Below are 23,191 nucleotides of genomic sequence, written 5' to 3' on the forward strand. Positions count from 1 at the left end.
TGCGGAAAGGGACCACGCCGTGCGCGGCCTCCGCGGAGGTCAGCCGAAGACGCGCTTGACGAGTTCGGTGAACCCGTAGTCAATCACGGTCACCAGACCGATGATGATGACGACGAAAACGATGACGACGGTGGTGTACGTCGAGAGCTGATGCCGGGTGGGCCAGACGACCTTGCGGAGCTCCGCGACAACCTGGCGGTAGAAGAGACCCAGCCGGCCGAGCGGGCCCTTGCGTCCGCGCTTGCCTCCGCGACGGGGCTTCTTGCCCGCGCCCGACGACCCTCCGGGTTCGGGGACCTCGGTGGTGTCCGTGATCTCCGTCACTCGTCCTCACCTGATCCGGGTCGTTGCCGTACGGCGTCCGGCCCGGCCGCACGGCGGTGCATTTCAGTACGTACGCAAGCACACACCTAGGTGACTATGTGTGTAGCAGGGCCGGAGGGACTTGAACCCCCAACCGCTGGTTTTGGAGACCAGTGCTCTACCAATTGAGCTACGACCCTTTGTGGTTCTCCCAACCTACCGCATCCGCGTGAGTGCTTTGAGTGCGCACATCCGCACGGACGTACGGGCGGAAATGCGCGCCGCTTGTCCGGTCGACGGGAGCCAACGACGCAGAAGTCTACGTGTTTCCCGGCGTCAGGTCGAACGGCTCCCCTCGCCACCCTCCGTGACCGCCCCCGGCGAGGGGGTGAGAACCGGGCCGTCACGGGGCCGGAGCGCGGTGCCAACGGGTCCCGACCAGCCCGTGAAACCCGGGTGCCCGGCGGAGAGACGGTCTGGGAACATGCCTCTATGACCGCTGGAACCTCACCCGCACAGTCCCCCTCAGGTCCTACCGAGCGGCGCGTTTCCGCTCGTATCGGGGCCATCTCCGAGTCCGCGACGCTGGCCGTCGACGCCAAGGCGAAGGCCCTCAAGGCGGCCGGCCGCCCGGTGATCGGCTTCGGCGCCGGTGAACCGGACTTCCCGACGCCCGACTACATCGTCGAGGCCGCTGTGGAGGCATGCCGGAACCCCAAGTTCCACCGGTACACCCCGGCGGGCGGGCTGCCCGAGCTCAAGGCGGCGATCGTCGAGAAGACCCGCCGGGACTCCGGTTACGAGATCGAGCCCTCCCAGGTCCTCGTCACCAACGGCGGCAAGCAGGCCATCTACGAGGCCTTCGCCGCGATCGTCGACCCGGGCGACGAGGTCATCGTCCCCGCGCCGTACTGGACGACCTACCCCGAGTCCATCCAGCTCGCGGGCGGTGTGCCGGTCCCCGTCGTCGCCGACGAGACCACCGGGTACCGCGTCTCCGTCGAGCAGCTGGAGGCGGCGCGCACGGAGCGGACCAAGGTCGTCGTCTTCGTCTCGCCGTCCAACCCGACCGGTGCCGTCTACTCCCGTGAGCAGGTCGAGGCGGTGGGCCGCTGGGCCGCCGAGCACGGCCTGTGGGTGCTGACGGACGAGATCTACGAGCACCTCGTCTACGGCGACGCCGAGTTCACCTCGCTGCCCGCCGTGGTGCCCGAGCTGCGCGAGAAGTGCGTCGTGGTCAACGGCGTCGCCAAGACGTACGCGATGACCGGCTGGCGTGTGGGCTGGGTCATCGGCCCGCAGGACGTGGTGAAGGCCGCGACGAACCTGCAGTCGCACGCCACCTCGAACGTGAGCAACGTCGCGCAGGCCGCCGCGCTGGCCGCCGTCTCCGGTGACCTGGACGCCGTGGCCAAGATGCGCGAGGCCTTCGACCGCCGGCGTCGCACGATCGTGCGGATGCTGAACGAGATCGACGGCGTCGTCTGCCCCGAGCCGGAGGGCGCGTTCTACGCGTACCCGTCCGTGAAGGGCCTGCTGGGCAAGGAGATCCGGGGCCGCCGTCCGGCCAGCAGCGTCGAGCTGGCCGAGGTGATCCTGGAGGAGGCCGAGGTCGCGGTCGTCCCGGGCGAGGCCTTCGGCACGCCGGGCTACCTGCGGCTGTCCTACGCGCTCGGCGACGAGGACCTCGTCGAGGGCGTCTCGCGGGTGCAGAAGCTGCTGGGCGAGGCGCGCGACTGACGTCCGCCCCCGCCGGGAATTCCCGCGGCCCCCGCTCCGGTACCGGAGCGGGGGCCGTTCTCGTGTTCGGGCGCGCACCTGAACGGGCCTGTGGGCCGAAGTGACTACCGGACCGGGCCCGGGATGCGGCAGGATCTCGGGATGGAGCAGTCTTCCGGGGAACGCCCGCCGTCCACCGCGCACACGGCAGCCCGCGATGTCCGCACGCTGCCGAAGGCGCATCTGCATCTGCACTTCACCGGCTCGATGCGTCCTGAGACGCTGCTGGAGCTCGCCGACAAGTACGGCGTCCACCTGCCGGAGGCGCTCAGCGGGGGCGAGCCCCCGCGGCTCCGGGCGACGGACGAGCGCGGCTGGTTCCGCTTCCAGCGGCTGTACGACATCGCGCGCTCCTGCCTGCGCTCCCCCGAGGACATCCAGCGGCTGGTGCGGGAGGCCGCCGAGGAGGATGTGCGGGACGGTTCGCGCTGGCTGGAGATCCAGGTCGACCCCACCTCGTACGCGCCCCGGCTCGGCGGGCTGACCCCGGCGCTGGAGATCATCCTCGACGCCGTGGACCGCGCCTCGCGGGACACCGGCCTCGGCATGCGCGTGCTCGTCGCCGCGAACCGGATGAAGCACCCGCTGGACGCGCGGACCCTCGCGCGGCTGGCCGTGCGCTACCGGGACCGCGGGATCGTCGGCTTCGGGCTGTCGAACGACGAACGGCGCGGTTTCGCACGGGACTTCGACCGCGCGTTCACCATCGCCCGGCACGGCGGACTGCTGGCCGCGCCGCACGGCGGCGAGATGTGCGGCCCGTCGAGCGTCCGGGACTGCCTGGACGACCTGGGCGCGGCGCGGGTCGGCCACGGCGTGCGGGCCGCCGAGGACGCCCGGCTGCTGACGCGGCTCGCGGAACGCGGGGTGACCTGCGAGGTGTGCCCGTCCTCGAACGTGGCGCTGGGTGTGTACGAGCGGGCCGAGGACGTGCCGCTGCGCACCCTGTGGGACGCAGGCATCCCGATGGCGCTGGGCGCGGACGACCCACTGCTGTTCGGTTCCCGGCTGGCCGCGCAGTACGAGCTGGCCCGCGGCACGCACGGCTTCACCGACGCCCAGCTCGCCGAGCTGGCCCGGCAGTCCGTGCGCGGCGCGGCGATGCCGGACGAGGTGCGCGGCCGCGTCCTCGCCGACATCGACGGCTGGCTCGACAGCTCCCCGGAGGCCGCGGTTCCGGCGGGCCGGGGACGTGTGGCGCCAGCCGCCGCCGGGCTCAGGTGAGGCCGGTCAGCAGCGTGCGGGCGAGGGCGCGGGCGAAGTCGTCGAGGGGCTGCGGAGGCTCGTCGGCCGAGAAGTCGTGGAGGAAGGCCCGCTGGGCGCAGGCGCCGAGGAGCAGGGCGGCGGCCGCGTCGGTGTCCGCGTCGGCGCGGAGCCGGCCCGCGTCGCGCTGGGTGCGCAGGTAGCGGGAGAGGGCGTCCAGCGGGAGCCGCGGTCCGGCGCCCAGTTCGCGCAGGGCCGCGTAGTGCCGCTGCTTGAGCGCGGGTTCGGCGTGCAGGGACGCGGCTATCGGCACGCTCCGCTCGTAGAACAGCGCGGCCTGCCGGGCGATCTCGACGAGGCTGTCCTCGACCGGCCTGGAGGCGCCCGCGCCCTCCGCGTTGAGCTCGTCGAGCAGGGGGTTGAGGCGGGGCAGCCGCTCCCACAGGACGTGGACGAACAGCTCCTCCTTGTTGGTGAAGTGCTTGTAGAGCGCCGCCTCCGAGCAGCCTGCCTCGCGGGCGATCTCCTTCGTCGTGGTGCGGGCCAGGCCGATGGTGCGCATCAGGCGCTCGGCCGCGTCGAGAATCCGGGAGCGCGTTGACGTGGGCGTGGGCATTCACCCACTCTAATCCTGAGTGAGTGAACACTTACCCACCTGCCCGCCTCACGAGGGAGCGCGGGACGAGCGAACGGGAGAAGGTCATGCGCTTCACGGTCTTCGGCGCCACCGGCGGTACGGGACAGCAGCTCGTACGGCAGGCGCTGGAGGAGGGTGCCGAGGTCACCGCGGTGGTCCGCGACCCGGCCCGGCTCCCCCTCCGGCACGCCAGGCTGGAGGTGGTGACGGCCGAGCTGACCGGCCCGGACGTGCTGCGCCCCGCCGTGGCCGGCCGGGACGCGGTGCTCTCCGGGCTCGGCTCGCCGACCAACAAGGGGGCCGGGATCGCCTCGCGGGGGACGCGGGCGATCGTCGGGGCGATGGAGGCCGAGGGCGTCGCGCGCTTCCTCGCGGTGAGCGCGGCCCCGCTCGGGCCGACGCCCGAGGGCGAGTCGCTGTTCTTCCGTACGGTGCTGAACCCGCTGGTCAAGCGCGCGCTGCGGGGGGTGTACGCCGACCTGGCGGTGATGGAGGAAGTGATCGCCGCCAGCGGTCTCGACTGGACCGTCGTCCGCCCGCCGCAGCTGACGGACGGCGCCGGGACGGGCCGCTACCAGCGGGTCCTGGACGGCAACGTGCTCGGTAGCCACAAGATCACGCGGGCCGACCTGGCGCACGCGATGCTGACCATGCGGGACGACCCGGAGACGGTGCGCCGGGCCGTCGGCGTCGCGGCCTGAGCCGCGGCGTCGGACGTCAGAGCGAGCAGCCGACCGTCACGGGCTCGTTGACGAGGGTCACGCCGAAGGCCGCGTGCACCCCGTCGCGCACCTCGCGGGCGAGGGCGAGCAGGTCCTCGGTGGTGGCCTCGCCGCGGTTGGTGAGCGCCAGGGTGTGCTTGCCCGAGATGCGGGCCGGGCCCGTGCCGTAGCCCTTGGTGAAGCCCGCGCGGTCGATGAGCCAGGCGGCGGAGGTCTTGGTGAGCCCCTCCCCCGCGGCGAAGGCGGGCGCGGCGACGTCGTCGCCCAGGTGTTCGGCGACGCGCTCGGTGAACGCCTCGAACTCGGCGTCCGTCAGCACCGGGTTGGTGAAGAAGGAGCCGGCCGACCAGGTGTCGTGGTCCTCCGGGTCGAGGACCATGCCCTTGCCGGCGCGCAGCCCGAGCACCGTCTCGCGGGCCGTGGTGACCTCCACCCGGTCGCCGGGCTCGACGCCCAGGACGCGGGCGGTCTCCGCGTACTTGATGGGGGCCGACATGCCGCCCGCGTCCTCCAGGTGGAAGCGGACGCGGAGGACGACGTACCGGTCCGGGTCGGCCTTGAAGCGGCTGTGCCGGTAGGCGAAGCCGCAGTCGGCGTTGCTCAGGGTGACGGTCTCGTCCGCGCGCCGGTCGTAGGCCACGACCTCGCGGATGGTGGCCGAAACCTCCTGGCCGTACGCGCCGACGTTCTGGATCGGGGTCGCCCCGGCCGAGCCGGGAATCCCCGCGAGGCACTCGATCCCGGCGAGGCCGGCGTCGGCGACGCGGGCGACGGCGTCCGACCAGTTCTCCCCCGCGGCGAGTTCGAGCGCGGTGCCGGAGAGCGCGAAGCCCCGGGTGGCGATGCGCAGGGCGGTGCCCTCGAAGCCCTTGTCGGCGATGACGAGGTTGCTTCCGCCGCCGACGAGCAGCAGCGGGGTGCCCGCCTCGTCGGCTTCGCGTACGGCGGCGATCACCTCGTCGTCCGTGGTGGCGGTGACGAGGCGGGATGCGGGGCCGCCGAGCCGAAAGGTGGTCAGCGGGGCCAGGGGGGCGTCGTGGAGTTCCTGCACGCGCTCAAGCGTACGAGAGCCGCGCGGCGCCGGTTCCCACGCCCCGCTGACCACCCGGCAGGCGGAGGCGCGACCGCTCAGGCGAGGCGGACGACGGCGCGGGCCATGCCGAGCACCTTGCGGCCGTCGCTGACGGCGGTGAGGTCCACCCGGACCGTCCTGGCCTCGTCGTCCAGCTTGGCCGCGACCTTGCCGGTGACCTCGATCGTCGCGCCCTTGTCGTCGTCCGGGACGACGACGGGCTTGGTGAAGCGGACGCCGTACTCGACGACGGCCGCCGGGTCCTGCGTCCAGTCCGTGACGACGCGCGCCGCCTCGGCCATGGTGAACATGCCGTGCGCGATGACGTCCGGCAGGCCGACGTCCTTGGCGAAGCGCTCGTTCCAGTGGATCGGGTTGAAGTCACCGGAGGCGCCCGCGTACTTGACGAGGGTGGCGCGGTCCACGGGGAAGGTCTGCGCGGGGAGTTCGGTGCCCGCCTCGACGTCCGCGTAGGCGATCTTCGCAGTCATCGGCGTCACTCTCCCTCGGCGGCGCGTGCCACCAGCTTCGTCCAGGCGGTCACCACGTGCGCCCCGGTCTCGTCGAGGACCTCGCCGCGCACGTCCAGGATGTCGTTGCCCGCCATCGACTTGATCGCCTCGATCGTCGAGACCACCGACAGGCGGTCCCCGGCGCGCACGGGGCGGGTGTAGGCGAACTTCTGGTCCCCGTGCACCACGCGGCTGTAGTCCAGGCCCAGCTGCGGGTCCTCCACGACCTGGCCGGCGGCCTTGAAGGAGATGGAGAACACAAAGGTCGGCGGGGCGATCACGTCGGGGTGCCCGAGCGCGGCCGCCGCCTCGGGGTCGGTGTACGCCGGGTTGGCGTCGCCGATGGACTCGGCGAACTCGCGGATCTTCTCGCGTCCGACCTCGTAGGGCCGGGTGGGCGGATAGCTCCGTCCGACGAAGGACTGATCGAGCGCCATGGGTGCGGAACCTCCTGCGGCTGGGCAGGCCGCGGCCGGGAGACGGCAGCGGCCACGAAGCGGGGCGGGGCCGGACACCGGGCGGCGCGGGCAGGCGGAGGGCCGCCCGCCGCCGGGGTCCGGCGGAGCCGGCCGTCCCGGCCGGGGCCGGTCGCGGGAGGACCCGCGTCCGGAGCGGCTGAAGCGCCCGGGGCGCTTCAGGGACGGACGGACCGGGACCAGGCTACGGAGCCGGACGGGAAACACAGCACGAGGCCGCCCCCGAAAAACGGGGACGGCCTCGTGCCAGGGCCTGATTCAGCGCGTCTCGCGGTGCGCGGTGTGCGAGTTGCAACGCGGGCAGTACTTCGCCATCTCCAGGCGGTCCGGGTTGTTACGCCGGTTCTTCTTGGTGATGTAGTTCCGCTCCTTGCACTCCACGCAGGCCAGCGTGATCTTCGGGCGGACATCTGTGGCAGCCACGTGAGTGCTCCTTGACCGTGGGCCTCCCCCGGGCGCCCGCCCGAGGGGAAGGATGGGCTTTACAACGCAAAAGAGAGTAGCCGATCGAAGGACCGAGCCCACAATCGGCTACTGTCGGTGAAGTAGCGGTGACCGGACTTGAACCGGTGACACAGCGATTATGAGCCGCTTGCTCTACCGACTGAGCTACACCGCCGTGATGTTGAGAATCTCCCGCCGGTTGACGGGAGTCCCACATCAGAGCCCCAAAGCGGAATCGAACCGCTGACCTTCTCCTTACCATGGAGACGCTCTGCCGACTGAGCTATTGGGGCGAGCGATGAAGACATTACACGTCCGGCAGCCAAAGGTGAAATCCGTATCCGCGGCCCCCGCCCGACGGCCATTTCCCTCCGCAACACCGCGCCGACGTGCGCCTCAACCGCCCCTGGCACCACGCCGGTACGACTATTGAGCTCCTCCGCGAAGGCGCACATCCGGCGTCCTACGCTCGGTCACGCTGCGCGATCTTGACCGTTTGCCGACGTGGGGAGCCCGATGGCCGACAGCCAGCCGCAGGAGCCGTGGCCCCGGGAAGACGACGGCACGAGCGGCACCGGCCCCCGGGCCCGCACCCTCGTCCTCGGCGGCGCCCGCCTCGCCGACGGCCGCACCGTGGACGTCCGGATCGGCGGCGGGCGGATCGAGGCCGTCGGCACCGCAGGCAGCCTCACCCGGGACCGCAGCCCGCGCGAGGGCACCTGCGTCGACCTCTCCGGCTACCTGCTGCTCCCCGCGCCCGCCGAACCGCACGCGCACTACGACACCGCGCTGACCGCGCCCGGACGCGGCGGGCCGCCCGGCGGCGCCCCCGAGGACGTGCAGCGCCGCACCACGGAGGCCGCGCTGCTCCAGCTCAGCCAGGGCGCGACGGCGCTGCGCACGCATGTGCACATCGACGGGGTGGCCGGACTCCGGTCGCTGGAGGCGGTGTTGCGCGCCCGGCGGGCGCTGCGCGGGCTGGTGGAGCTGACCGCCGTCGCCGTCCCCCGGCTGCTCACCGGCCGCGCCGGGTCGGACGGGCGGGTGCTGCTGCGGGACGCGGTGAAGATGGGCGCCGCCGTCGTCGGCGGCTGCCCCGACCTCGACGCCGACCCGGCCGGGTACACCGAGACCGCGCTGGACGTCGCCGCCGAGCACGGCTGCGCCGTCGACCTGCACACCAGCGGCGAGGACCCGGCGCGGCTGTCCCGGCTGGCCTCGGCCGCGGGCGGGCTGCGGCCCGGCGTCGCGGTCGGCCCGTGCGGCGGGCTGGCGCGGCTCCCGTACGAAACGGCGGCGCGTACGGCGGAGCAGCTGGCGGCGGCCGGCGTCACCGTGGTCTGCCTGCCGCAGGGCAACTGCGGTGCGCTGGCGAGCCCTTCGCGCACCCGGGCCTCGCACGTCACGCCGGTGCGGATGCTGACGGCGGCCGGGGTCTCGGTGGCGGCCGGGAGCGGGGCGCTGCGGGACGTGGCCAACCCGGTGGGCCGGGGCGATCCGCTGGAGGCCGCCTATCTGCTGGCCTCGCACGGGGAGGCGCGGCCCGAGGCGGCCTACGCGGCGGTGAGTTCCCGCGCGCGGGCGACGATGGGGCTCGCGGAGGTGCGGGTGGAGGCCGGGTTCCCGGCCGAACTGCTCGCCGTGCGCGGGGCGGAGATCTCGGCCGCGCTGTCCCTCGCGTACAGCCGGGTGGTCGTGCACCGGGGGCGGGTGGTGGCGCGGACGAGTGCCGTGCGGGAGTACTGCGACTCCACGGGGCCCGCCGGGCCGGACGGTCCCGCCGGGCCCTCGGGCGGCACCGGTGGTTCCGGCGGCCAGGGCGGCTCCTCGGCCTCTCCCGAACTCGGGCTGCCCCGCCAGTCGCAGGGCTGACGCCGGCGCCGGTCAACCTGCGGGTGGCGTACGGCAGTCGGCGGACCGGCGGCGACGGCGGGCGGGGCGACGGGCGTACGGTCGGGGCATGCGCACAGTCATCGCTGGTGGACACGGTCAGATCGCGCTGCGGCTGGAGCGGTTGCTCGCCGCGCGCGGGGACGAGGTCTCGGGCATCATCCGCAGGCCGGAACAGAGCGGCGACCTCCTCGCCGCGGGAGCCGAACCGGTCGTCTGCGACCTGGAGTCGGCGACCGTGGAGGACGTCGCGCGGCACCTGGAGGGGGCCGACGCGACCGTCTTCGCGGCCGGCGCCGGGCCCGGCAGCGGCGCGGAACGCAAGGAGACGGTGGACCGCGACGCGGCGCTGCTCCTCGCGGACGCGGCCGAGGCCGCGAGCGTACGGCGGTTCCTCGTGGTCTCCGCGATGGCGGCGGACGCCTCTCTTGCCGGGCCGCCCGCCGGCATGGACCCGGTCTTCGCCGCGTACCTGCGTGCCAAGGGCGCGGCCGACGACGCGGTACGGGCGCGGGCGGCGCTGGACTGGACGGTGCTGCGCCCCGGCCGGCTGACGGACGGCGCGGGCACCGGGCTCGTCCGCCTGGCCGAGTCGACGGGGCGGGACGAGGTGACGCGGGACGACGTCGCCGCCGTCCTCGCCGCCCTGCTGGACGAGCCGCGCACCGCCGGGCGCACGCTCGAACTCATCGGCGGGACCACGCCGGTGGCCGAGGCCGTGGCGGCGGCGCGCTGAACCCGGGCCGGGAGCACGTCAAAGGGGCCGTCGCGCGGGGGAGTTCCCCGTGCGGCGGCCCCTTCGTGCTGCCGTGCGCCGTCAGGTCCCGGCGTCCGTACCGTCCTCGTCCGGGGGGACCGGGCGGCGGAGGCGGACGACCTCGGCATTGAACTGGGCGCCGACGAGGAAGGCCAGGTTCGTCATCCACAGCCAGACCAGGAAGACGACGACGCCCGCGAGCGAGCCGTACAGCCGGTGGTACGTCGGCACGTGCGAGGTGTAGAGCGCGAATCCGGCCGAGGCCACGAGCCACAGCACCACCGCCAGCGCGCCGCCGGCCACCCGCAGCCGGACGCCGCCGGTGACCGGCGGTCCGGTGCGGAAGAGGATGAGGACGAGCACGGCCACCAGGAACGGCAGCAGCGACCACTTGACGGTGTTCCAGGCATCCACCGCGGCCTCGCCCACCCCGAGCAACTCGCCCACCGTCCGGGCCGCCTCGGCGCTGACCACCAGCACGCACACGCTGGAGACGAGCATCGCGAGGAGCGCCAGCGCCCGCAGCACGATCCGCGGCGTGGTCCGCCAGACCGGCCGGTGGTCCTTCACCCCGTACATGGAGTGCAGCGCGCGCCGGAAGACGCTCAGATAGCTGGACGCGAACCACAGCGCCCCGACCGTGCCGAAGGTGGCCAGCAGCCAGGCCGCCGTCTGCTGCCCGGCCATGTCCTTCAGTACGGCCGCCATCGCGTCGCCCGCGTCGGCCGGGAGGAGGACGGGCAGCTGGTCGATGAGTTCCCGCGTCGCGTCCTTGCCCGCGATGCCGACCGTGGAGACGGAGACGAGCAGCGCGGGGAAGATCGCGAGCACCGCGTAGTAGGTGAGCGCGGCCGCCCAGTCCATGACGTCGTCGTTCCAGATACGGCCGGGCGTGCGGCGCAGGGCCGTCCACGCCTCGGTGCGGCGGGAGCGGCGGCGCGCCGCCCGGGCCGCGGGCGAGGTGGCGGAGTGCGGCCGGGGGGCCGGTACGCCCCGGGGCTCGCGTTCGCTTCGGTGGCCGGGGGCCGAGGTGGCCGTCGCGCGTCCCTCGGACATCCGTCGCTCCCCCATTTCCAGTCATGACAGCGAGAGGCCCCTGACTGCTCTCGCAGTCAGGGGCCTCTCGCTTTCCTGTGGCGGCGCTAGGATTCGAACCTAGGAAGGCTGAGCCGGCAGATTTACAGTCTGCTCCCTTTGGCCGCTCGGGCACACCGCCAGGGTTTGCCGCCTCGGGCGCCGGTTTTTCCCGGTGCGCCGTGGCAACGGTGTAAACCATACCTGATCCAGGGGGGTGCTTCGCCACTCGGTTGATCAGCGCCCCGGGGGCGGCCCGGTGGCTAGGCTGGCGGTACGGCCGCGCGCGAGCGGGCCGCTCTTTTCCCAGTCTCTGAACCTTCTACGTACGAGGAGCCAACTCACCATGGCCGACTCCAGTTTCGACATCGTCTCGAAGGTCGAGCGGCAGGAGGTCGACAACGCCCTCAATCAGGCCGCCAAGGAGATCTCGCAGCGTTACGACTTCAAGGGCGTCGGTGCCTCGATCGCGTGGTCGGGCGAGAGCATCGAGATGCGGGCCAACTCCGAGGAGCGGGTGAAGACCGTCCTCGACATCTTCCAGGGCAAGCTGGTCAAGCGCGGGATCTCGCTGAAGTCGCTGGACGCGGGCGAGCCGCAGGCGTCCGGCAAGGAGTACAAGCTCTCGGCCGTCCTGAAGGAGGGCATCTCGCAGGACGACGCCAAGAAGGTGGCCAAGGTCATCCGTGACGAGGGCCCGAAGGGCGTCAAGGCGCAGGTGCAGGGCGACGAGCTGCGGGTCAGCTCCAAGAGCCGGGACCACCTGCAGGACGTCATCGCGCTGCTGAAGGGCAAGGACTTCGACTTCGCCCTGCAGTTCGTCAACTACCGCTGACCCGGCGCCGGTTCGGCCACCGGCCCGCCGCCGCGGCGCACCGCCTCACCCCTCCCCCGCCGGCTCCCCGTGCGGTACGGAGGGGTGCTGCTTTTGTGGTAGCTGTGCGATGTCTGTGTACTGTCTGTGCGTGGGGCGGGGCGTTCGCGGGGGTTCGCGGCCTTCGCCGGGGGGACAGGGTGGGATATGGCACATACGCGCTTTGCCACGAGCTCTTAAAGGGGCGTTCAACAGCCGGTAATGTCCGCAGCTGCAGAGCTGCGCCGTTTCGCGGATCTCTGCTTCCGACCTGACGACTGTTACGACCATCCGGCACCAACCTGCCGAGAGGGTCCCGCGGGAAAGGCACCTCATGTCCCCGGACTCCGTCGGCTTCGCGTTGCTCCTGCTCGGAGCGATGCTGCTGATAGCCAAGATCATCCGAGTGAAGTGGCGGCTCCCGCAGCGGCTGTTCGTCCCCAGCTCGATCATCGCGGGCTCGCTCGCCCTGCTGCTCGGCCCCGACGTCCTCGGGCGCCTCGCCTCCGCGCTGGGCACCGACCGCTTCGCCGACGCGGGGCTCTTCACCCAGGACATCCTCGACGTGTGGTCGACGCTGCCCGGGCTGCTGATCTCCGTGGTCTTCGCCGGGCTCTTCCTCGGCAGCCCGCTGCCGAGCTTCCGCACCGCGCGGGAGCAGGCGGGCCCGCAGATCGCCTTCGGGCTGACCCTCGCGAGCGGCCAGTACGTGCTCGGCATCCTGCTCGCGATCCTCGTCCTCAGCCCCGTCTTCGGGCTGCCCGTGCTGAGCGGGTCGCTGATCGAGATGGGCTTCGAGGGCGGCCACGGCACGGCCGCCGGCATGGCCGGGGTGTTCGAGCAGTACGGCTTCCCCGAGGGGAAGGACCTGGCGCTCGGCATGGCCACCGTGGGCCTGCTCTCCGGCATCATCCTGGGCATCGCGCTGATCAACTGGGGTGCCCGCAAGGGCCACGCGACGGCGCTGAACGGGGGCGCGGCCTCCTCGGACGAGGACCGGGCCGGTGTGGTGGCCAAGGACCGGCGGCAGTCGGCCGGTGCGCTGACGGTGCAGCCCGCGTCGATCGAGTCGCTCTCGCTGCACTTCGGGCTGCTGGCCGTCGCCGTGCTGGTGGGCTGGGTGATGCTGACCGCCATGCAGTGGGTGGAGCAGCAGCTGTGGGCGGACACGGTGGAGATCTTCTCCGCGGTGCCGCTGTTCCCGATGGCGATGATCGGCGGCATCCTCGTCCAGATCGTCATCCAGTCCTTCGACAAGCGGGAGGTCGTGGACCGTCCGATGGTCGAGCGGCTCCAGGGCCTGTCGCTGGACGTGCTGATCACGGCCGCGCTCGGCACCCTGGCGCTGGACGTGATCGCCAACAACTTCGGCGCGTTCGTGCTGCTCGTGGTGGTGGGCCTGGCCTGGTCGCTGTTCGCCTTCTTCGTGCTCGCGCGCCGGGTGCTGCCGGACTACTGGTTCGAGCGCGGCATCGGCGATCTGGGGCAGTCCCTCGGAGTGACGGCCACGGGGCTGGTCCTGCTGAAGATCGCCGACCCGGAGGTGAAGACCTCCGCGTATCCGGCCTTCGGGTACAAGCAGCTGATCCTGGAGCCGTTCTTCGGCGGCGGGCTCGTCACGGCGGCGGCGATCCCGCTGATGGCCAACTTCGGCCCGTACTGGCTGCTGGGCGGCATGGCGGTGCTGCTCGCCGTCTCGCTCGCCGTCGGGCTGCTGCACTACGGGCCCAAGGGCCGCAAGGGCGGCGGGAGTCCGGGGGCCCGGGACGGTGACGGTTCCGGGCGGACGGCCGACGTGGCGGCCTGAGCCGGTACGCGCGCGAGGCGCGGAACGGGAAAGCGCGGGCGGTGGCCGGGGTTCTCACGAACTCCGGCCACCGCCCGCGCTTCGTCGTGGTGCCGGTCAGGGAGCGGGGCGCGTCACCAGCGGTAGCGCGGCAGCGCCTCGGCCGCCTCGGTCGGGACGATCTCGCGGCCCAGCGGCGTCAGGGAGATCGGCACGAACTTGAAGTGGGCGATGCCGAACGGGATGCCGATGATGGTCACGCAGAAGGCGATACCGGCGGTGATGTGCCCGATGGCGAGCCAGATGCCCGCGACGACGAACCAGATGACGTTGCCGACGCCCGAGGCCGTCCCCGCGTCCCCGCGCCGCACGACGGTGTTGCCGAACGGCCAGAGCACGTAGCCCGCGATGCGGAAGCAGGCGATGCCCCAGGGCAGGGTGACGACGAGGATGCAGCAGATGACGCCCGCGAGGAGATAGCCCAGGGCCATCCAGAGCCCCGAGAAGACCAGCCAGATGAGATTCAGCAGAGTTTTCACGGGCGCCAGCCTGCCATTTTCTCCAGCCGCTCGATGCGGCGGTCCATGGGCGGGTGCGTGGAGAACAGCTTCGTCATGCCGCCGGCGCGGCCGAAGGGGTTCGCGATCATCATGTGGCTCGCCGTCTCCAGCCGTGGTTCGGAGGGCAGCGGCAACTTCCGTGTCCCGGCGTCGAGTTTGCGGAGCGCGGAGGCGAGGGCGAGCGGGTCGCCGGTGAGCCGGGCGCCGGAGTTGTCGGCCTCGTACTCGCGGGAGCGGGAGACCGCGAGCTGAATCAGGGAGGCCGCCAGCGGGCCCAGGATCATGATCATCAGCATCCCGGCGAGCCCGGGCCCCTCGTCGTCGTCGGAGCGGCCTATGGGGATCAGCCAGGCGAAGTTGACGAGGAACATCACGACGGAGGCCAGCGCGCCCGCGACCGAGGAGATCAGGATGTCCCGGTTGTAGACGTGGCTCAGCTCGTGGCCGATCACGCCGCGCAGCTCACGCTCGTCCAGCAGGCGCAGGATGCCGTCGGTGCAGCAGACGGCCGCGTTCCGCGGATTGCGTCCGGTCGCGAAGGCGTTGGGCGCCTGCGTCGGGGATATGTAGAGCCGGGGCATGGGCTGCCTGGCGGTGTTCGACAGCTCTCTGACCATGCGGTACAGCCCCGGCGCCTCGAACTCGCTGACCGGGCGGGCCCGCATGGCGCGCAGCGCCAGCTTGTCGCTGTTCCAGTACGCGTAGGCGTTGGTGCCGAGCGCGACGACCAGGGCGACGAGCAGCCCCGTACGTCCGAAGAATCCGCCGATGACGAGGATGAGAGCGGACAGTCCCCCGAGAAGCAGGGCTGTCCTCAGCCCGTTGTGCCGGTGCACGGTACGCCCTCCAGGTGGTGCAGCAGGGGAACCCTGAGCCAGGTGGTCTCTCCACCCTCCAGTGGACCCTCACGTCATGGTCAACGCGAGGCGGCTGCGCGCAGTTCCCGGCGGCCCGGGCGCCGGGGGCGTGCCGGGTCAGTGCCCGGCGGCCGTCATGTGGGTGAGGACGAGCTGCGGGTCGAGCGAGAGCACCACGGCGGTGACGGCCGTGAGCGCGATGGCCGCGGCCAGCGGGCCGGGGATGCGCGACGGGCCGGTCCGCTGCTCGGGCGCGGGTTCGGGCGCCGGGCGGAAGAGGTACGCCGTCCAGCGCAGGTAGTAGTAGAGCGCGACGACGACGTTCGCGGCGGTGAGCACCGCGAGCCAGCCGAGGCCGGCCTCGACGGCCGTGGAGAAGATCGCGACCTTGGTGAACAGGCCGATCAGGCCGGGGGGCAGCCCGGCCAGGCAGAGCAGGAAGAAGCCGAGCACCACGGCGGTCAGCGGGTGGGCGCGGTACAGGCCCCGGTAGTCGTCCAGCCGGTTGGCCGGGCGCGTGCGCGCGATGTGCGCGACGACGGCGAAGGCGCCGAGGTTCACGGCCGCGTACATCAGGAAGTACCCGATGGTCGCGCCGACGGTGGCGAGCGCGGCCCGAGGGTCGCTGTCCGCCGTGTACGCCGCGGCGGCCAGCGGCACCAGCAGGTAGCCGACCTGGCCGACGGACGACCAGGCCAGCAGGCGTACGGCGCTGCGCCCCCGCTCGGGGCGCTGCCGGACGGCCGCCACGTTGCCCGTGGTCATGGTGAGCGCGGCGAGCACGGCGACGACCGGGCCCCACAGGTGCGCCTCGGCCGCGAAGGCGCGCAGGCACAGCATGACGAGGCCGGAGATCCCGGCGGCCTTGCCGACCACGGAGAGGAACGCGGCCACCGGCACCGGGGCGCCGACGTAGGTCTCCGGCACCCAGAAGTGGAAGGGCACCGCCGCGGCCTTGAACGCGAAGCCGACGAGGGTGAGGACGACGCCGGCGGCGGCGAGCTTCGCCAGCCGCGGGTCGGTGGCGTCGAGCCCGTCGGCGACCTGGGAGAAGTGCAGGCTGCCGGTGGCCGCGTAGACGAAGCTCGCGCCGAGCAGGGTGACGGCGGTCGCGGCGACGGACGAGAGGAAGAACTTCAGCGCCGCCTCGGAGGAGCGCCGGTCCCCGCGCCGCAGTCCGACGAGCGCGAACGCGGGCAGCGAGGCGACCTCCAGCGCGATGACCAGGGTGACCACGTCGCGGGAGGCGGGGACGAGCGCGGCGCCCGCGGTGGCGGACAGCAGCAGGAACCAGAACTCGCCCTCGGGCAGGCGCAGTTCGCGTACCGAGGTCATGGACAGCAGCGCGGTGACGAACGCCGAGGCGAGCACCAGGAACTGCATGACGACGGTGAAGGAGTCGGCCACGTAGCTGCACGCGTCGGCCGGTCCGGCGCCGCCCGCGTCGGCGAGGCAGAAGGTACTGGCCGTCTCCCCGCGCAGCCACAGCAGCGGCAGCGCCGCGAGCACCAGCCCGGCGGCGGAGAGCAGGCCCAGCAGCCGCTTGCGCGCCTCGGGCAGGAACAGGTCGGCGACGAGCACGACCAGCCCGAACACGGCGGCGGTGACGGGCGGCGCGATGGCGAGCCAGTCGACCGACTGCACGAGGCTGCCGGCGGCGAGGGTCTGGACGGGGACGGTCATCGGGTCACTCCTGGCAGGAGGTTCTGCACGGCCGGATCGGTCAGGCCGAGGAGGGCCGCGGGCCACAGACCGCCGACGACCGTGAGCACGGCCAGCGGGGCCCAGGCGGCGAACTCGTGCGCGCGGATGTCGGGCAGCGCGGCGACGGGCTCGCCGCGCTCGGCCCTCACGGCGCTCTCCAGCGCGGCCTCGCCGGCCTGCTCGGCGGCGAGGGTCTCCTCGCTCCCGGCCGGGAGGTTCTCGTGCGCGGCCGGGTCGCCCATGCAGACCCGGCGGACGACGACGAGCAGGTAGGCGGCGGTCAGCAGGGTGCCGAGGCCGCCGAGTGCGGTGAAGACGAGGAAGGCGGGGCGGCTGAGCCCGTCGGCGGGGTGGAAGGAGCCGAGCAGCGCGAGCATCTCGCCCCAGAACCCGGCCAGTCCGGGCAGTCCGAGGGAGGCGACGGCGGCGAAGGCCAGCAGCCCGCCGAACCGGGGCGTCCGCCCGTACAGCGCCGCGCCGGTCTCGCCGGCGAGGGCGTCCAGGCTGGTCGTCCCGGTGCGTTCCTTGAGGGCGCCGACGAGGAAGAACAGCAGGCCGGTGATGAGGCCGTGGGCGATGTTGGCGAACAGGGCGCCGTTGACGCCGGTGTGCGTCATCGTCGCGATGCCGAGCAGCACGAAGCCCATGTGTCCGACGGAGGAGTACGCGATCAGCCGCTTCAGGTCACCGCCCTGACCGCGCGCCGCCAGGGCGAGGCAGGCGAAGGAGCCGTAGAGGATGCCGACGACGGCGAAGGCGCCCAGGTACGGCGCGAAGGTCTCCATGCCCTCGGGCGCCGCGGGCAGCAGGATGCGCACGAAGCCGTAGGTGCCCATCTTCAGCAGCACCCCGGCGAGCAGCACGGAGCCGGTGGTCGGGGCCGCGGTGTGGGCGTCCGGGAGCCAGCTGTGCAGCGGCCACATCGGGGTCTTGACGGCGAGTCCGATGCCGATGGCGAGGACGGCGACGAGCTGGGCGCTGTGGCCGAGCGAGGCGCCGTTGTCGGTGGCGAGTGCCACCATGTCGAACGTGCCGCCCGCGAGTCCGAGGACGAGGAGGCCGATCAGCATGACGACGGAGCCGAGCAGCGTGTAGAGGATGAACTTCCAGGCGGCGGGGCCGCGTTGCTCGCCGCCCCAGCGGTTGATGAGGAAGTACATCGGGATGAGGACCATCTCGAAGGCCAGGAAGAACAGCATCAGGTCGAGCACCGCGAAGGTGGCGAGCGTTCCGGCTTCGAGCAGCAGGATCAGGGTGACGAAGGCGCGGGCGCTCGTGCCGTGGCCCTCGGGGGGTGAGAAGTAGCTGTAGAGCGCGCAGAGGAAGGTCAGCAGCGCGGTCAGCACCAGCAGCGGCAGCGAGATGCCGTCGACGCCGAAGTGCAGGCGGACGTCGAGCGCCGGGATCCAGCTGATGTCGGTCTGCGCCTGCATGGTGCCGGGGCGGCTGTGGTCGAAGCCGAAGGCGAGGGCGAGCGTGCCGAGCAGGACCAGCCCGGTGACGGTCACCCCGTGGCGCAGCACGGCCTGTTCCGGGTCGCGGCCGCGCAGTCCGGGCGGTGCGGGAAGCGGAGCGGCCGCGGCGCCGAGCAGCGGCAGGACGACGACGGCGACGAGGATCAGCTGCATGGTGGTCTGGTTCACGCTCCCCCACCTCCGGTGGCGGCGAGTACGGCGGCGACGGCGAGGACGACGGATCCCGCCAGCAGCGCGGTGAGGTAGGTCTGCACGTTGCCGGTCTGGGCGCGGCGCGCGAGCGTGCCCAGCAGGCGCGTCAGGCCCCCGGCTCCGGTGACGTAGGTGTCGATGACCGTGCGGTCGAAGAAGCGGACGAGCCGGGCCGCGCCCTGCGTCGGCCGCACGAGGAGCGCGGTGGCCGCCGCGTCGGCGTGGAAGCCGGAGGCGGCCGCGCGGTGCAGCGGGCCGAGCAGCAGGCGGCCGGGGTCGGCCGGGTCGGCGGCCGGGTTCGCGGTGTCCGCGCGGGCCGCGGCGTGTGCGGTGGTGTGCCGCCAGGCCGCGTAGGTGACGAGGGCGCCGACGAGGGCGACGCCCGTGGCGAGGACGGAGGTGGTGGCCGTCGGCGCGAAGGAGCCGCCGTCGAACCACTCGGGGAGGACGGCGAAGGCGAGGCCGAAGGCGAGGGAGGGGGCCGCGAGGACCCACAGCACGATGTTCATCACCAGCGGCGTCGCGGCACCGTGCCCGTCGGCCGGGGCGTCCGGGGCGTCCGCGGCGGGTGCCGGGGCCTGCTCGCGGCGGGCGAGCGGGCCGATGCGCAGCCAGAGGCGGGTGGCGTACGCGGCGGTGAGCAGCGCCGTCAGCAGTCCGGCGACGAGGACGATCCAGCCGGCCGCCGCCGGGACGGCCTGCTCCGCGCCGCCGGCCGCGCCCTCGGAGCCGCCCGCGAGTGCCGCGTGCTCGGCGGCGCCCAGCACGGCCTCCTTGGAGAAGAAGCCGCTGAAGGGCGGCATCGCGGCGAGCGCGAGCAGGCCGATCGTCATCGTCCAGAAGGCGTCGGGCGCGCGCTTGGCGATGCCGCCCGAACGCCCGATGGCCGCCAGCGAGTTGGTCCCGGCGACGTGGATGACGACCCCGGCCGCGAGGAAGAGGAGGGCCTTGAACGCGCCGTGCGAGATGAGGTGGAAGACGGCCGCGCCCCGGTCGGCGACGGCCAGCGCGGCCGTCATGTAGGCGAGCTGGCCGATGGTGGAGTAGGCGAGCACGCGCTTGATGTCGTCCTGCGCCAGCGCGGCCAGCGCCGAGCCGATCATGGTGACGGCCGCGATGACGGCCATGACGACGAGCGCGGCGCCGGAGGCGACGAAGACGGGCAGCAGCCGCGCGACGACGTACACACCGGCGGCGACCATCGTCGCCGCGTGGATCAGCGCGGAGACGGGCGTCGGGCCCGCCATCGCGTCCGGCAGCCACACGTGCAGCGGGAACTGCGCCGACTTGCCCGCGACTCCGGCGAGCAGCAGCAGTGCCACGACGGTGGGGTGGGCGAGTTCGAAGCCCGAGACGGAGGAGGTGAGCCGGGTGACGATGTCGGAGATCCGGAAGGTCCCGGCGTCGGAGGCCAGCGCGAAGATGCCGATCAGGAACGGCACGTCGCCGAGCTTGGTGACGAGGAACGCCTTGAGCGAGGCGGCCCGCGCGGCCCGCGTCTCCCAGTAGTGGCCGACGAGGAAGTAGGAGCAGATGCCCATGACTTCCCAGCCGACGAGCAGCACGATCAGGTCGTCGCTGTAGACGACGAGCAGCATCGCGGCGGTGAAGAGGGAGACCAGCGCGGCGTAGGAGGCGTAGCGCGGGTCGTCGCGGAGATAGCCGGTCGAGTACAGCTGCACGCAGCTCGCGACCACGCCGACGAGGACGGCGACGAGTGCGGCGAACCCGTCCACGTGCAGGGCGAGCTGGACCGGCAGCGCCTCGTTGCCGGTCGGCGTGAGGCCGCTCGCGGCCTGGATCGCCGGGCCGCCGCCCTGGCGTGCGGCGACGAGCACGGTGAGGACGGTGGCGAGCAGCGTCGGCAGCACGGCCAGCGGCCGGGCGAGGCCGGGCACCCGGCGTCCGAGGAGCAGTCCCGCGAGCGCGCCGAGGAACGGCAGCACCGGCACGAGGACGGCGAGGGTCGTGGTGGTCACGCGGTCGTCCTCCCGGCGGGGGTGACCTGGCCGGGAAGGGGGCCGGCCCCGGTGTCGGTGGTGGCGGGCTGCTCGACGTACGCGGACTCGTCGTCGTCGCCGGGGTGTTCGGTGAGGTCGCGGAGGCGGTCGACGTCCGAGGTGCCGCGGTTGCGGTACACCAGCAGGACGAGGGCCAGCCCGATGCCGATCTCGGCGGCGGCGACGGCGACGGTGAAGAGCGTGAGGGCCTGGCCGGCGTGCAGGGTGTCGCGGAGCCAGACGTCGAAGGCGACGAGGTTGAGGTTGACGGCGTTGAGCATCAGCTCGACGGCCATCAGGACCAGGATCGCGTTGCGCCGGGCCAGCACTCCGTAGAGGCCGACGCTGAAGAGCAGCACGGAGAGGACGGCGGGGTAGGCGAGATGCATCAGCCGCGCACCTCCCCGCGCCCGGAGCCGCGCCCGGCCCGGTCCGTCTCGCGTGCCTTGCGCTGCCGCGAGAGCACGATCGCGCCGACGAGTGCGGCGAGCAGCAGCACGGACAGCGCCTCGAACGGCAGCACCCAGAAGCGGAAGAGCGCCTCGCCGGTGACGCCCGTGGAGCCCATCACGCCCTGGTCGAGGTCGATCCAGGTGGTGCGGAAGGCGTCGACGACGAGCGTCACGAGGGTGCCGGCGGCGAGGACGGCGACGATGAGCGCGGCCCAGCGGTTGCCGGAGTCGGCGTCGGGCGAGCGGCCGATGGGGGCCCTGGTCAGCATGAGTCCGAAGAGCAGCAGGACGACGACGGAGCCGACGTAGATCAGCACCTGCACCCAGGCGATGAACTCGGCGGTCAGCAGCAGGTATTCGACGGCGATCCCGCCCAGGGTCGCCACCAGCCACAGCGCCGCGTGCACCAGCTGCTTGGTGGTGACGGTGACGACGGCGGCGCCGAGGGTGACGATCCCGACGAGCAGAAAGACGATCTCGACCCCGGTGGGTGACAGGAATCCGGGGTGCGCGGCGGCGAGGTTCACTCGGTCCCCTCTTCCGGCTGCTGTTCCTGGCGTGCCTTCTCCTCGGCGGCCGCGAGCTTGTCGGCGGTCTTGCGGGCCGCCGCGATCTCCTTGGGCTCCTCGGCCTTCACATCCAGCGCGGGCGGTTCGGGCACCGTCCACATCCACTCGCGGAGCTTGTCGCGCTCGTGGGTGAGTTCGTGGATGTCGGTCTCGGCGTACTCGAACTCCGGGGACCAGAACAGCGCGTCGAAGGGGCAGACCTCGATGCAGATGCCGCAGTACATGCACAGCGAGAAGTCGATCGCGAACCGGTCCAGGACGTTCCGGCTGCGTTCGCGTCCGCCGGGCGTCGCCGCGGGGACGGTCTCCTTGTGCGAGTCGATGTAGATGCACCAGTCCGGGCACTCACGGGCGCACAGCATGCAGACCGTGCAGTTCTCCTCGAACAGGCCGATCACCCCGCGGGTGCGCGGCGGCAGTTCGGGCTGCGTGTCCGGATAGTGCTCGGTGACCGACCGGCGGGTCATCGTCCGCAGGGTGACGGCCAGGCCCTTGGCGAGGCCGGAACCGGGGAACGGGCGGGACACTTACTGGATCACCACCTTGACGACGCCGGTGACGGCGATCTGGAGCAGGGCGAGCGGGACGAGCACCGTCCAGGCGACGCGCTGGATCTGGTCCTCGCGCAGCCGCGGGTAGGTCACACGCAGCCAGATGACGCCGAAGGCCAGCACGGCCGTCTTCAGCAGCATCCACAGCCAGCCCGCCTGACCGGCGAGGGGGCCGTGCCAGCCGCCCAGGAAGAGCACGGCCGTCAGCGCGGAGAGGATGACGATGCCCGCGTACTCGGTGAGCAGGAACAGCGCGAACCGCAGGCCCGTGTACTCGGTGTACGCGCCGAAGATGATCTCGGAGTCGGCGACGGGCGCGTCGAACGGCGGCCGTTGCAGCTCGGCCAGGCCCGCCACGAAGAAGACGACGCCGCCGATGATCTGCCAGGGCAGCCACCACCACTGCCAGGCGTCGAGGATGCCCGGCAGCGAGAGCGTGCCGGCGGCCATCGCCACGGAGGCGGCGGCGAGCAGCATCGGCAGCTCGTACGCCATCAGCTGCGCGGCCGTGCGGAAGCCGCCCAGCAGCGAGAACTTGTTGGCCGAGGCCCAGCCGCCCATCAGCGAGCCGAGCACCCCGACCCCCATGACGGCGAGGACGAAGAAGATCCCGGCGTCCACGGTCTGGCCGACGGCACCGGGCGCGACCGGGATGGCGATCAGCACCAGGAGGTACGGGATCAGCGCGACGGCGGGCGCCATCTGGAAGATCCGCCGGTCGGCCCCGGCCGGGACGACGTCCTCCTTCTGTGCGAACTTCACGCCGTCGGCGACGAGTTGGGCCCAGCCGTGGAAGCCGCCCGCGTGCATCGGGCCGACGCGGCCCTGCATGTGGGCCATGACCTTGTGCTCGGTCTGGCCGACCAGCAGGGGCAGCACGAGGAACGCGAGCAGCACGGCGAGCAGCCGCCACACGACGTCGAGGACGTCCATCAGGCGTCTCCTTCCGTCTCGTTCGCGCCGTCGTCGTTCCGGTTCTCGTTCTGCCCGGCGTCCGGCTGCTGCTCGCGGGCGGGGCGGGCGTGGTGCCAGGGCGCGTCGGTGGAACGCGTCCCGGGCTCCGCCTCGGTCGCGGGTTTCGCCTCCGCCTCCGGCTCGGGTGCCGGTTCCGGTTTCGGCTCGGCGGCCGGGGCCTGCTGGCTCGCCGAGCCCTGGCTGACGCTGCGGTTGCGGCGCGGGGTGCGGGCCGGACGGGCGGGCGCCTGGCCCTCGGCCGGTGCGGACTCCGCGGCCTCGCCGGTCGCGGCGGCCTCCTCTGTCGCGCCCTGGCTCGCGGAACCGGCGCTCGCGCTGCGGGTGCGCCGGGCGGGGCGCTCGCCGGGT

The 23,191-nt window shown here is 72.7% G+C and carries 23 protein-coding genes, 4 tRNA genes and 1 pseudogene; 7 read left to right on the top strand and 21 right to left on the bottom strand.

The window, feature by feature from the left end; all coding sequences use genetic code 11:
- Positions 1–39: 39 nt before the first annotated feature.
- Both secE and HCC30_RS06705 read right to left on the bottom strand, forming a co-directional pair.
- On the bottom strand, positions 40–324 hold the full coding sequence (gene secE / locus HCC30_RS28450; RefSeq protein ID WP_169441322.1) for a preprotein translocase subunit SecE: 285 nt from the start codon (positions 322–324) through the stop codon (positions 40–42).
- A 106-nt stretch (positions 325–430) separates the two neighbouring features.
- Positions 431–503, bottom strand: a tRNA-Trp gene (locus tag HCC30_RS06705).
- A 292-nt stretch (positions 504–795) separates the two neighbouring features.
- Between HCC30_RS06705 and HCC30_RS06710 the strand changes: the two genes are divergently transcribed.
- Positions 796–2,043, top strand: a complete 1,248-nt coding sequence (locus HCC30_RS06710; RefSeq protein WP_169441324.1) for a pyridoxal phosphate-dependent aminotransferase — start codon at positions 796–798, stop codon at positions 2,041–2,043.
- 141 nt (positions 2,044–2,184) lie between these two features.
- Positions 2,185–3,306 carry an adenosine deaminase gene (locus HCC30_RS06715; RefSeq protein WP_169441326.1) on the top strand — a complete coding sequence of 374 codons (1,122 nt, stop codon included), beginning with the start codon at positions 2,185–2,187 and terminating at the stop codon, positions 3,304–3,306.
- On the opposite strand, the gene HCC30_RS06720 is transcribed toward HCC30_RS06715, so the two are convergent.
- A complete protein-coding gene (locus tag HCC30_RS06720) occupies positions 3,299–3,901 on the bottom strand; it encodes a TetR/AcrR family transcriptional regulator (RefSeq protein WP_169441328.1) in 603 nt (200 codons plus the stop codon). The genes HCC30_RS06715 and HCC30_RS06720 overlap by 8 nt on opposite strands.
- An 86-nt stretch (positions 3,902–3,987) precedes the next feature.
- Here HCC30_RS06720 and HCC30_RS06725 point away from each other — a divergent pair, with 86 nt between their 5' ends.
- Complete coding sequence (locus HCC30_RS06725; protein ID WP_169441330.1) at positions 3,988–4,623, top strand: SDR family oxidoreductase; 636 nt, start codon at positions 3,988–3,990, stop codon at positions 4,621–4,623.
- 16 nt (positions 4,624–4,639) lie between these two features.
- On the opposite strand, the gene HCC30_RS06730 is transcribed toward HCC30_RS06725, so the two are convergent.
- From HCC30_RS06730 to HCC30_RS06755, 6 genes are all read right to left on the bottom strand, one after another.
- Entirely contained in the window at positions 4,640–5,695 is a 1,056-nt protein-coding gene (locus HCC30_RS06730; RefSeq protein ID WP_169441332.1) for a UDP-N-acetylmuramate dehydrogenase, read from the bottom strand.
- 77 nt (positions 5,696–5,772) lie between these two features.
- Complete coding sequence (locus HCC30_RS06735) at positions 5,773–6,207, bottom strand: MaoC family dehydratase (protein WP_169441334.1); 435 nt, start codon at positions 6,205–6,207, stop codon at positions 5,773–5,775.
- Between the two features lie 5 nt (positions 6,208–6,212).
- Positions 6,213–6,665 (bottom strand): MaoC family dehydratase N-terminal domain-containing protein, encoded by a 453-nt coding sequence (locus HCC30_RS06740; protein ID WP_169441336.1) that lies wholly within the window; start codon positions 6,663–6,665, stop codon positions 6,213–6,215.
- Positions 6,666–6,962: 297 nt separating this feature from the next.
- Positions 6,963–7,127: a 50S ribosomal protein L33 gene (gene rpmG / locus HCC30_RS06745; protein WP_169441338.1), complete on the bottom strand. Its 165-nt coding sequence runs from the start codon at positions 7,125–7,127 to the stop codon at positions 6,963–6,965.
- 123 nt (positions 7,128–7,250) lie between these two features.
- Positions 7,251–7,323 (bottom strand) — tRNA-Met (locus tag HCC30_RS06750).
- A 45-nt stretch (positions 7,324–7,368) separates the two neighbouring features.
- A tRNA-Thr gene (locus HCC30_RS06755) sits at positions 7,369–7,441 on the bottom strand.
- A 223-nt stretch (positions 7,442–7,664) separates the two neighbouring features.
- Between HCC30_RS06755 and HCC30_RS06760 the strand changes: the two genes are divergently transcribed.
- Both HCC30_RS06760 and HCC30_RS06765 read left to right on the top strand, forming a co-directional pair.
- Positions 7,665–9,020 carry an amidohydrolase family protein gene (locus tag HCC30_RS06760; RefSeq protein WP_169441340.1) on the top strand — a complete coding sequence of 452 codons (1,356 nt, stop codon included), beginning with the start codon at positions 7,665–7,667 and terminating at the stop codon, positions 9,018–9,020.
- 88 nt (positions 9,021–9,108) lie between these two features.
- The gene (locus HCC30_RS06765; protein WP_169441342.1) at positions 9,109–9,774 is read left to right on the top strand and encodes an NAD(P)H-binding protein; all 666 of its coding nucleotides are present in this window, start codon (positions 9,109–9,111) and stop codon (positions 9,772–9,774) included.
- An 81-nt stretch (positions 9,775–9,855) separates the two neighbouring features.
- Here HCC30_RS06765 and HCC30_RS06770 read toward each other — a convergent pair whose 3' ends face one another.
- Entirely contained in the window at positions 9,856–10,851 is a 996-nt protein-coding gene (locus tag HCC30_RS06770) for a YihY/virulence factor BrkB family protein (protein ID WP_169441344.1), read from the bottom strand.
- Positions 10,852–10,929: 78 nt separating this feature from the next.
- Positions 10,930–11,011 (bottom strand) — tRNA-Tyr (locus tag HCC30_RS06775).
- A 204-nt stretch (positions 11,012–11,215) separates the two neighbouring features.
- Here HCC30_RS06775 and HCC30_RS06780 point away from each other — a divergent pair.
- Positions 11,216–11,704, top strand: a complete 489-nt coding sequence (locus HCC30_RS06780) for a YajQ family cyclic di-GMP-binding protein (RefSeq protein WP_169441346.1) — start codon at positions 11,216–11,218, stop codon at positions 11,702–11,704.
- Positions 11,705–12,056: 352 nt separating this feature from the next.
- Positions 12,057–13,529: a sodium/glutamate symporter gene (locus tag HCC30_RS06785; protein ID WP_169441348.1), complete on the top strand. Its 1,473-nt coding sequence runs from the start codon at positions 12,057–12,059 to the stop codon at positions 13,527–13,529.
- Positions 13,530–13,642: 113 nt separating this feature from the next.
- Here the strand turns inward: HCC30_RS06785 and HCC30_RS06790 are convergent, their stop codons facing one another.
- The 10 genes and pseudogenes from HCC30_RS06790 to HCC30_RS06835 all read right to left on the bottom strand — a co-directional run.
- Positions 13,643–14,047, bottom strand: a complete 405-nt coding sequence (locus tag HCC30_RS06790) for a YccF domain-containing protein (protein ID WP_169441349.1) — start codon at positions 14,045–14,047, stop codon at positions 13,643–13,645.
- Positions 14,044–14,904, bottom strand: a complete 861-nt coding sequence (gene htpX / locus HCC30_RS06795) for a zinc metalloprotease HtpX (RefSeq protein ID WP_169441350.1) — start codon at positions 14,902–14,904, stop codon at positions 14,044–14,046. The genes HCC30_RS06790 and htpX overlap by 4 nt, the downstream gene beginning before the upstream one ends.
- Positions 14,905–15,042: 138 nt before the next feature.
- Positions 15,043–16,608, bottom strand: a complete 1,566-nt coding sequence (locus tag HCC30_RS06800) for an NADH-quinone oxidoreductase subunit N (protein ID WP_169441351.1) — start codon at positions 16,606–16,608, stop codon at positions 15,043–15,045.
- Entirely contained in the window at positions 16,605–18,257 is a 1,653-nt protein-coding gene (locus tag HCC30_RS06805; protein WP_169441436.1) for an NADH-quinone oxidoreductase subunit M, read from the bottom strand. The genes HCC30_RS06800 and HCC30_RS06805 overlap by 4 nt, the downstream gene beginning before the upstream one ends.
- A gap of 11 nt (positions 18,258–18,268) precedes the next feature.
- Positions 18,269–20,275, bottom strand: a complete 2,007-nt coding sequence (locus HCC30_RS06810; protein WP_169441352.1) for an NADH-quinone oxidoreductase subunit L — start codon at positions 20,273–20,275, stop codon at positions 18,269–18,271.
- On the bottom strand, positions 20,272–20,685 hold the full coding sequence (gene nuoK, locus HCC30_RS28455; protein WP_169441353.1) for an NADH-quinone oxidoreductase subunit NuoK: 414 nt from the start codon (positions 20,683–20,685) through the stop codon (positions 20,272–20,274). The genes HCC30_RS06810 and nuoK overlap by 4 nt, the downstream gene beginning before the upstream one ends.
- Positions 20,685–21,275, bottom strand: coding sequence for an NADH-quinone oxidoreductase subunit J (locus tag HCC30_RS06820; protein ID WP_169441354.1), 591 nt, complete (start codon positions 21,273–21,275; stop codon positions 20,685–20,687). The genes nuoK and HCC30_RS06820 overlap by 1 nt, the downstream gene beginning before the upstream one ends.
- Complete coding sequence (locus tag HCC30_RS06825) at positions 21,272–21,784, bottom strand: 4Fe-4S binding protein (RefSeq protein WP_169441437.1); 513 nt, start codon at positions 21,782–21,784, stop codon at positions 21,272–21,274. The genes HCC30_RS06820 and HCC30_RS06825 overlap by 4 nt, the downstream gene beginning before the upstream one ends.
- A gap of 60 nt (positions 21,785–21,844) precedes the next feature.
- Positions 21,845–22,804 (bottom strand): complex I subunit 1 family protein, encoded by a 960-nt coding sequence (locus HCC30_RS06830; RefSeq protein WP_169441438.1) that lies wholly within the window; start codon positions 22,802–22,804, stop codon positions 21,845–21,847.
- Positions 22,801–23,191: pseudogene (locus tag HCC30_RS06835) on the bottom strand (NADH-quinone oxidoreductase subunit C); the annotation flags it as partial. The gene HCC30_RS06830 and the pseudogene HCC30_RS06835, both read right to left, overlap by 4 nt.

The organism is Streptomyces sp. HNM0574, from assembly GCF_012726235.1.
In the GTDB taxonomy this organism is placed as follows: domain Bacteria; phylum Actinomycetota; class Actinomycetes; order Streptomycetales; family Streptomycetaceae; genus Streptomyces.

What these genes read in the sequence shown, in the direction of transcription:
- HCC30_RS06760 (WP_169441340.1), top strand. Translation starts at nt 7,665, where the DNA reads ATGGCCGACAGCCAGCCGCAGGAGCCGTGGCCCCGGGAAGACGACGGC.
- HCC30_RS06800 (WP_169441351.1), bottom strand. Translation starts at nt 16,608, where the DNA reads ATGACCGTCCCCGTCCAGACCCTCGCCGCCGGCAGCCTCGTGCAGTCG.
- HCC30_RS06720 (WP_169441328.1), bottom strand. Translation starts at nt 3,901, where the DNA reads ATGCCCACGCCCACGTCAACGCGCTCCCGGATTCTCGACGCGGCCGAG.
- HCC30_RS06710 (WP_169441324.1), top strand. Translation starts at nt 796, where the DNA reads ATGACCGCTGGAACCTCACCCGCACAGTCCCCCTCAGGTCCTACCGAG.
- HCC30_RS06765 (WP_169441342.1), top strand. Translation starts at nt 9,109, where the DNA reads ATGCGCACAGTCATCGCTGGTGGACACGGTCAGATCGCGCTGCGGCTG.
- HCC30_RS06780 (WP_169441346.1), top strand. Translation starts at nt 11,216, where the DNA reads ATGGCCGACTCCAGTTTCGACATCGTCTCGAAGGTCGAGCGGCAGGAG.
- HCC30_RS06715 (WP_169441326.1), top strand. Translation starts at nt 2,185, where the DNA reads ATGGAGCAGTCTTCCGGGGAACGCCCGCCGTCCACCGCGCACACGGCA.
- HCC30_RS06770 (WP_169441344.1), bottom strand. Translation starts at nt 10,851, where the DNA reads ATGTCCGAGGGACGCGCGACGGCCACCTCGGCCCCCGGCCACCGAAGC.
- HCC30_RS06805 (WP_169441436.1), bottom strand. Translation starts at nt 18,257, where the DNA reads ATGCAGCTGATCCTCGTCGCCGTCGTCGTCCTGCCGCTGCTCGGCGCC.
- HCC30_RS06740 (WP_169441336.1), bottom strand. Translation starts at nt 6,665, where the DNA reads ATGGCGCTCGATCAGTCCTTCGTCGGACGGAGCTATCCGCCCACCCGG.
- nuoK (WP_169441353.1), bottom strand. Translation starts at nt 20,685, where the DNA reads ATGCATCTCGCCTACCCCGCCGTCCTCTCCGTGCTGCTCTTCAGCGTC.
- HCC30_RS06825 (WP_169441437.1), bottom strand. Translation starts at nt 21,784, where the DNA reads ATGACCCGCCGGTCGGTCACCGAGCACTATCCGGACACGCAGCCCGAA.
- HCC30_RS06785 (WP_169441348.1), top strand. Translation starts at nt 12,057, where the DNA reads ATGTCCCCGGACTCCGTCGGCTTCGCGTTGCTCCTGCTCGGAGCGATG.
- HCC30_RS06725 (WP_169441330.1), top strand. Translation starts at nt 3,988, where the DNA reads ATGCGCTTCACGGTCTTCGGCGCCACCGGCGGTACGGGACAGCAGCTC.
- HCC30_RS06735 (WP_169441334.1), bottom strand. Translation starts at nt 6,207, where the DNA reads ATGACTGCGAAGATCGCCTACGCGGACGTCGAGGCGGGCACCGAACTC.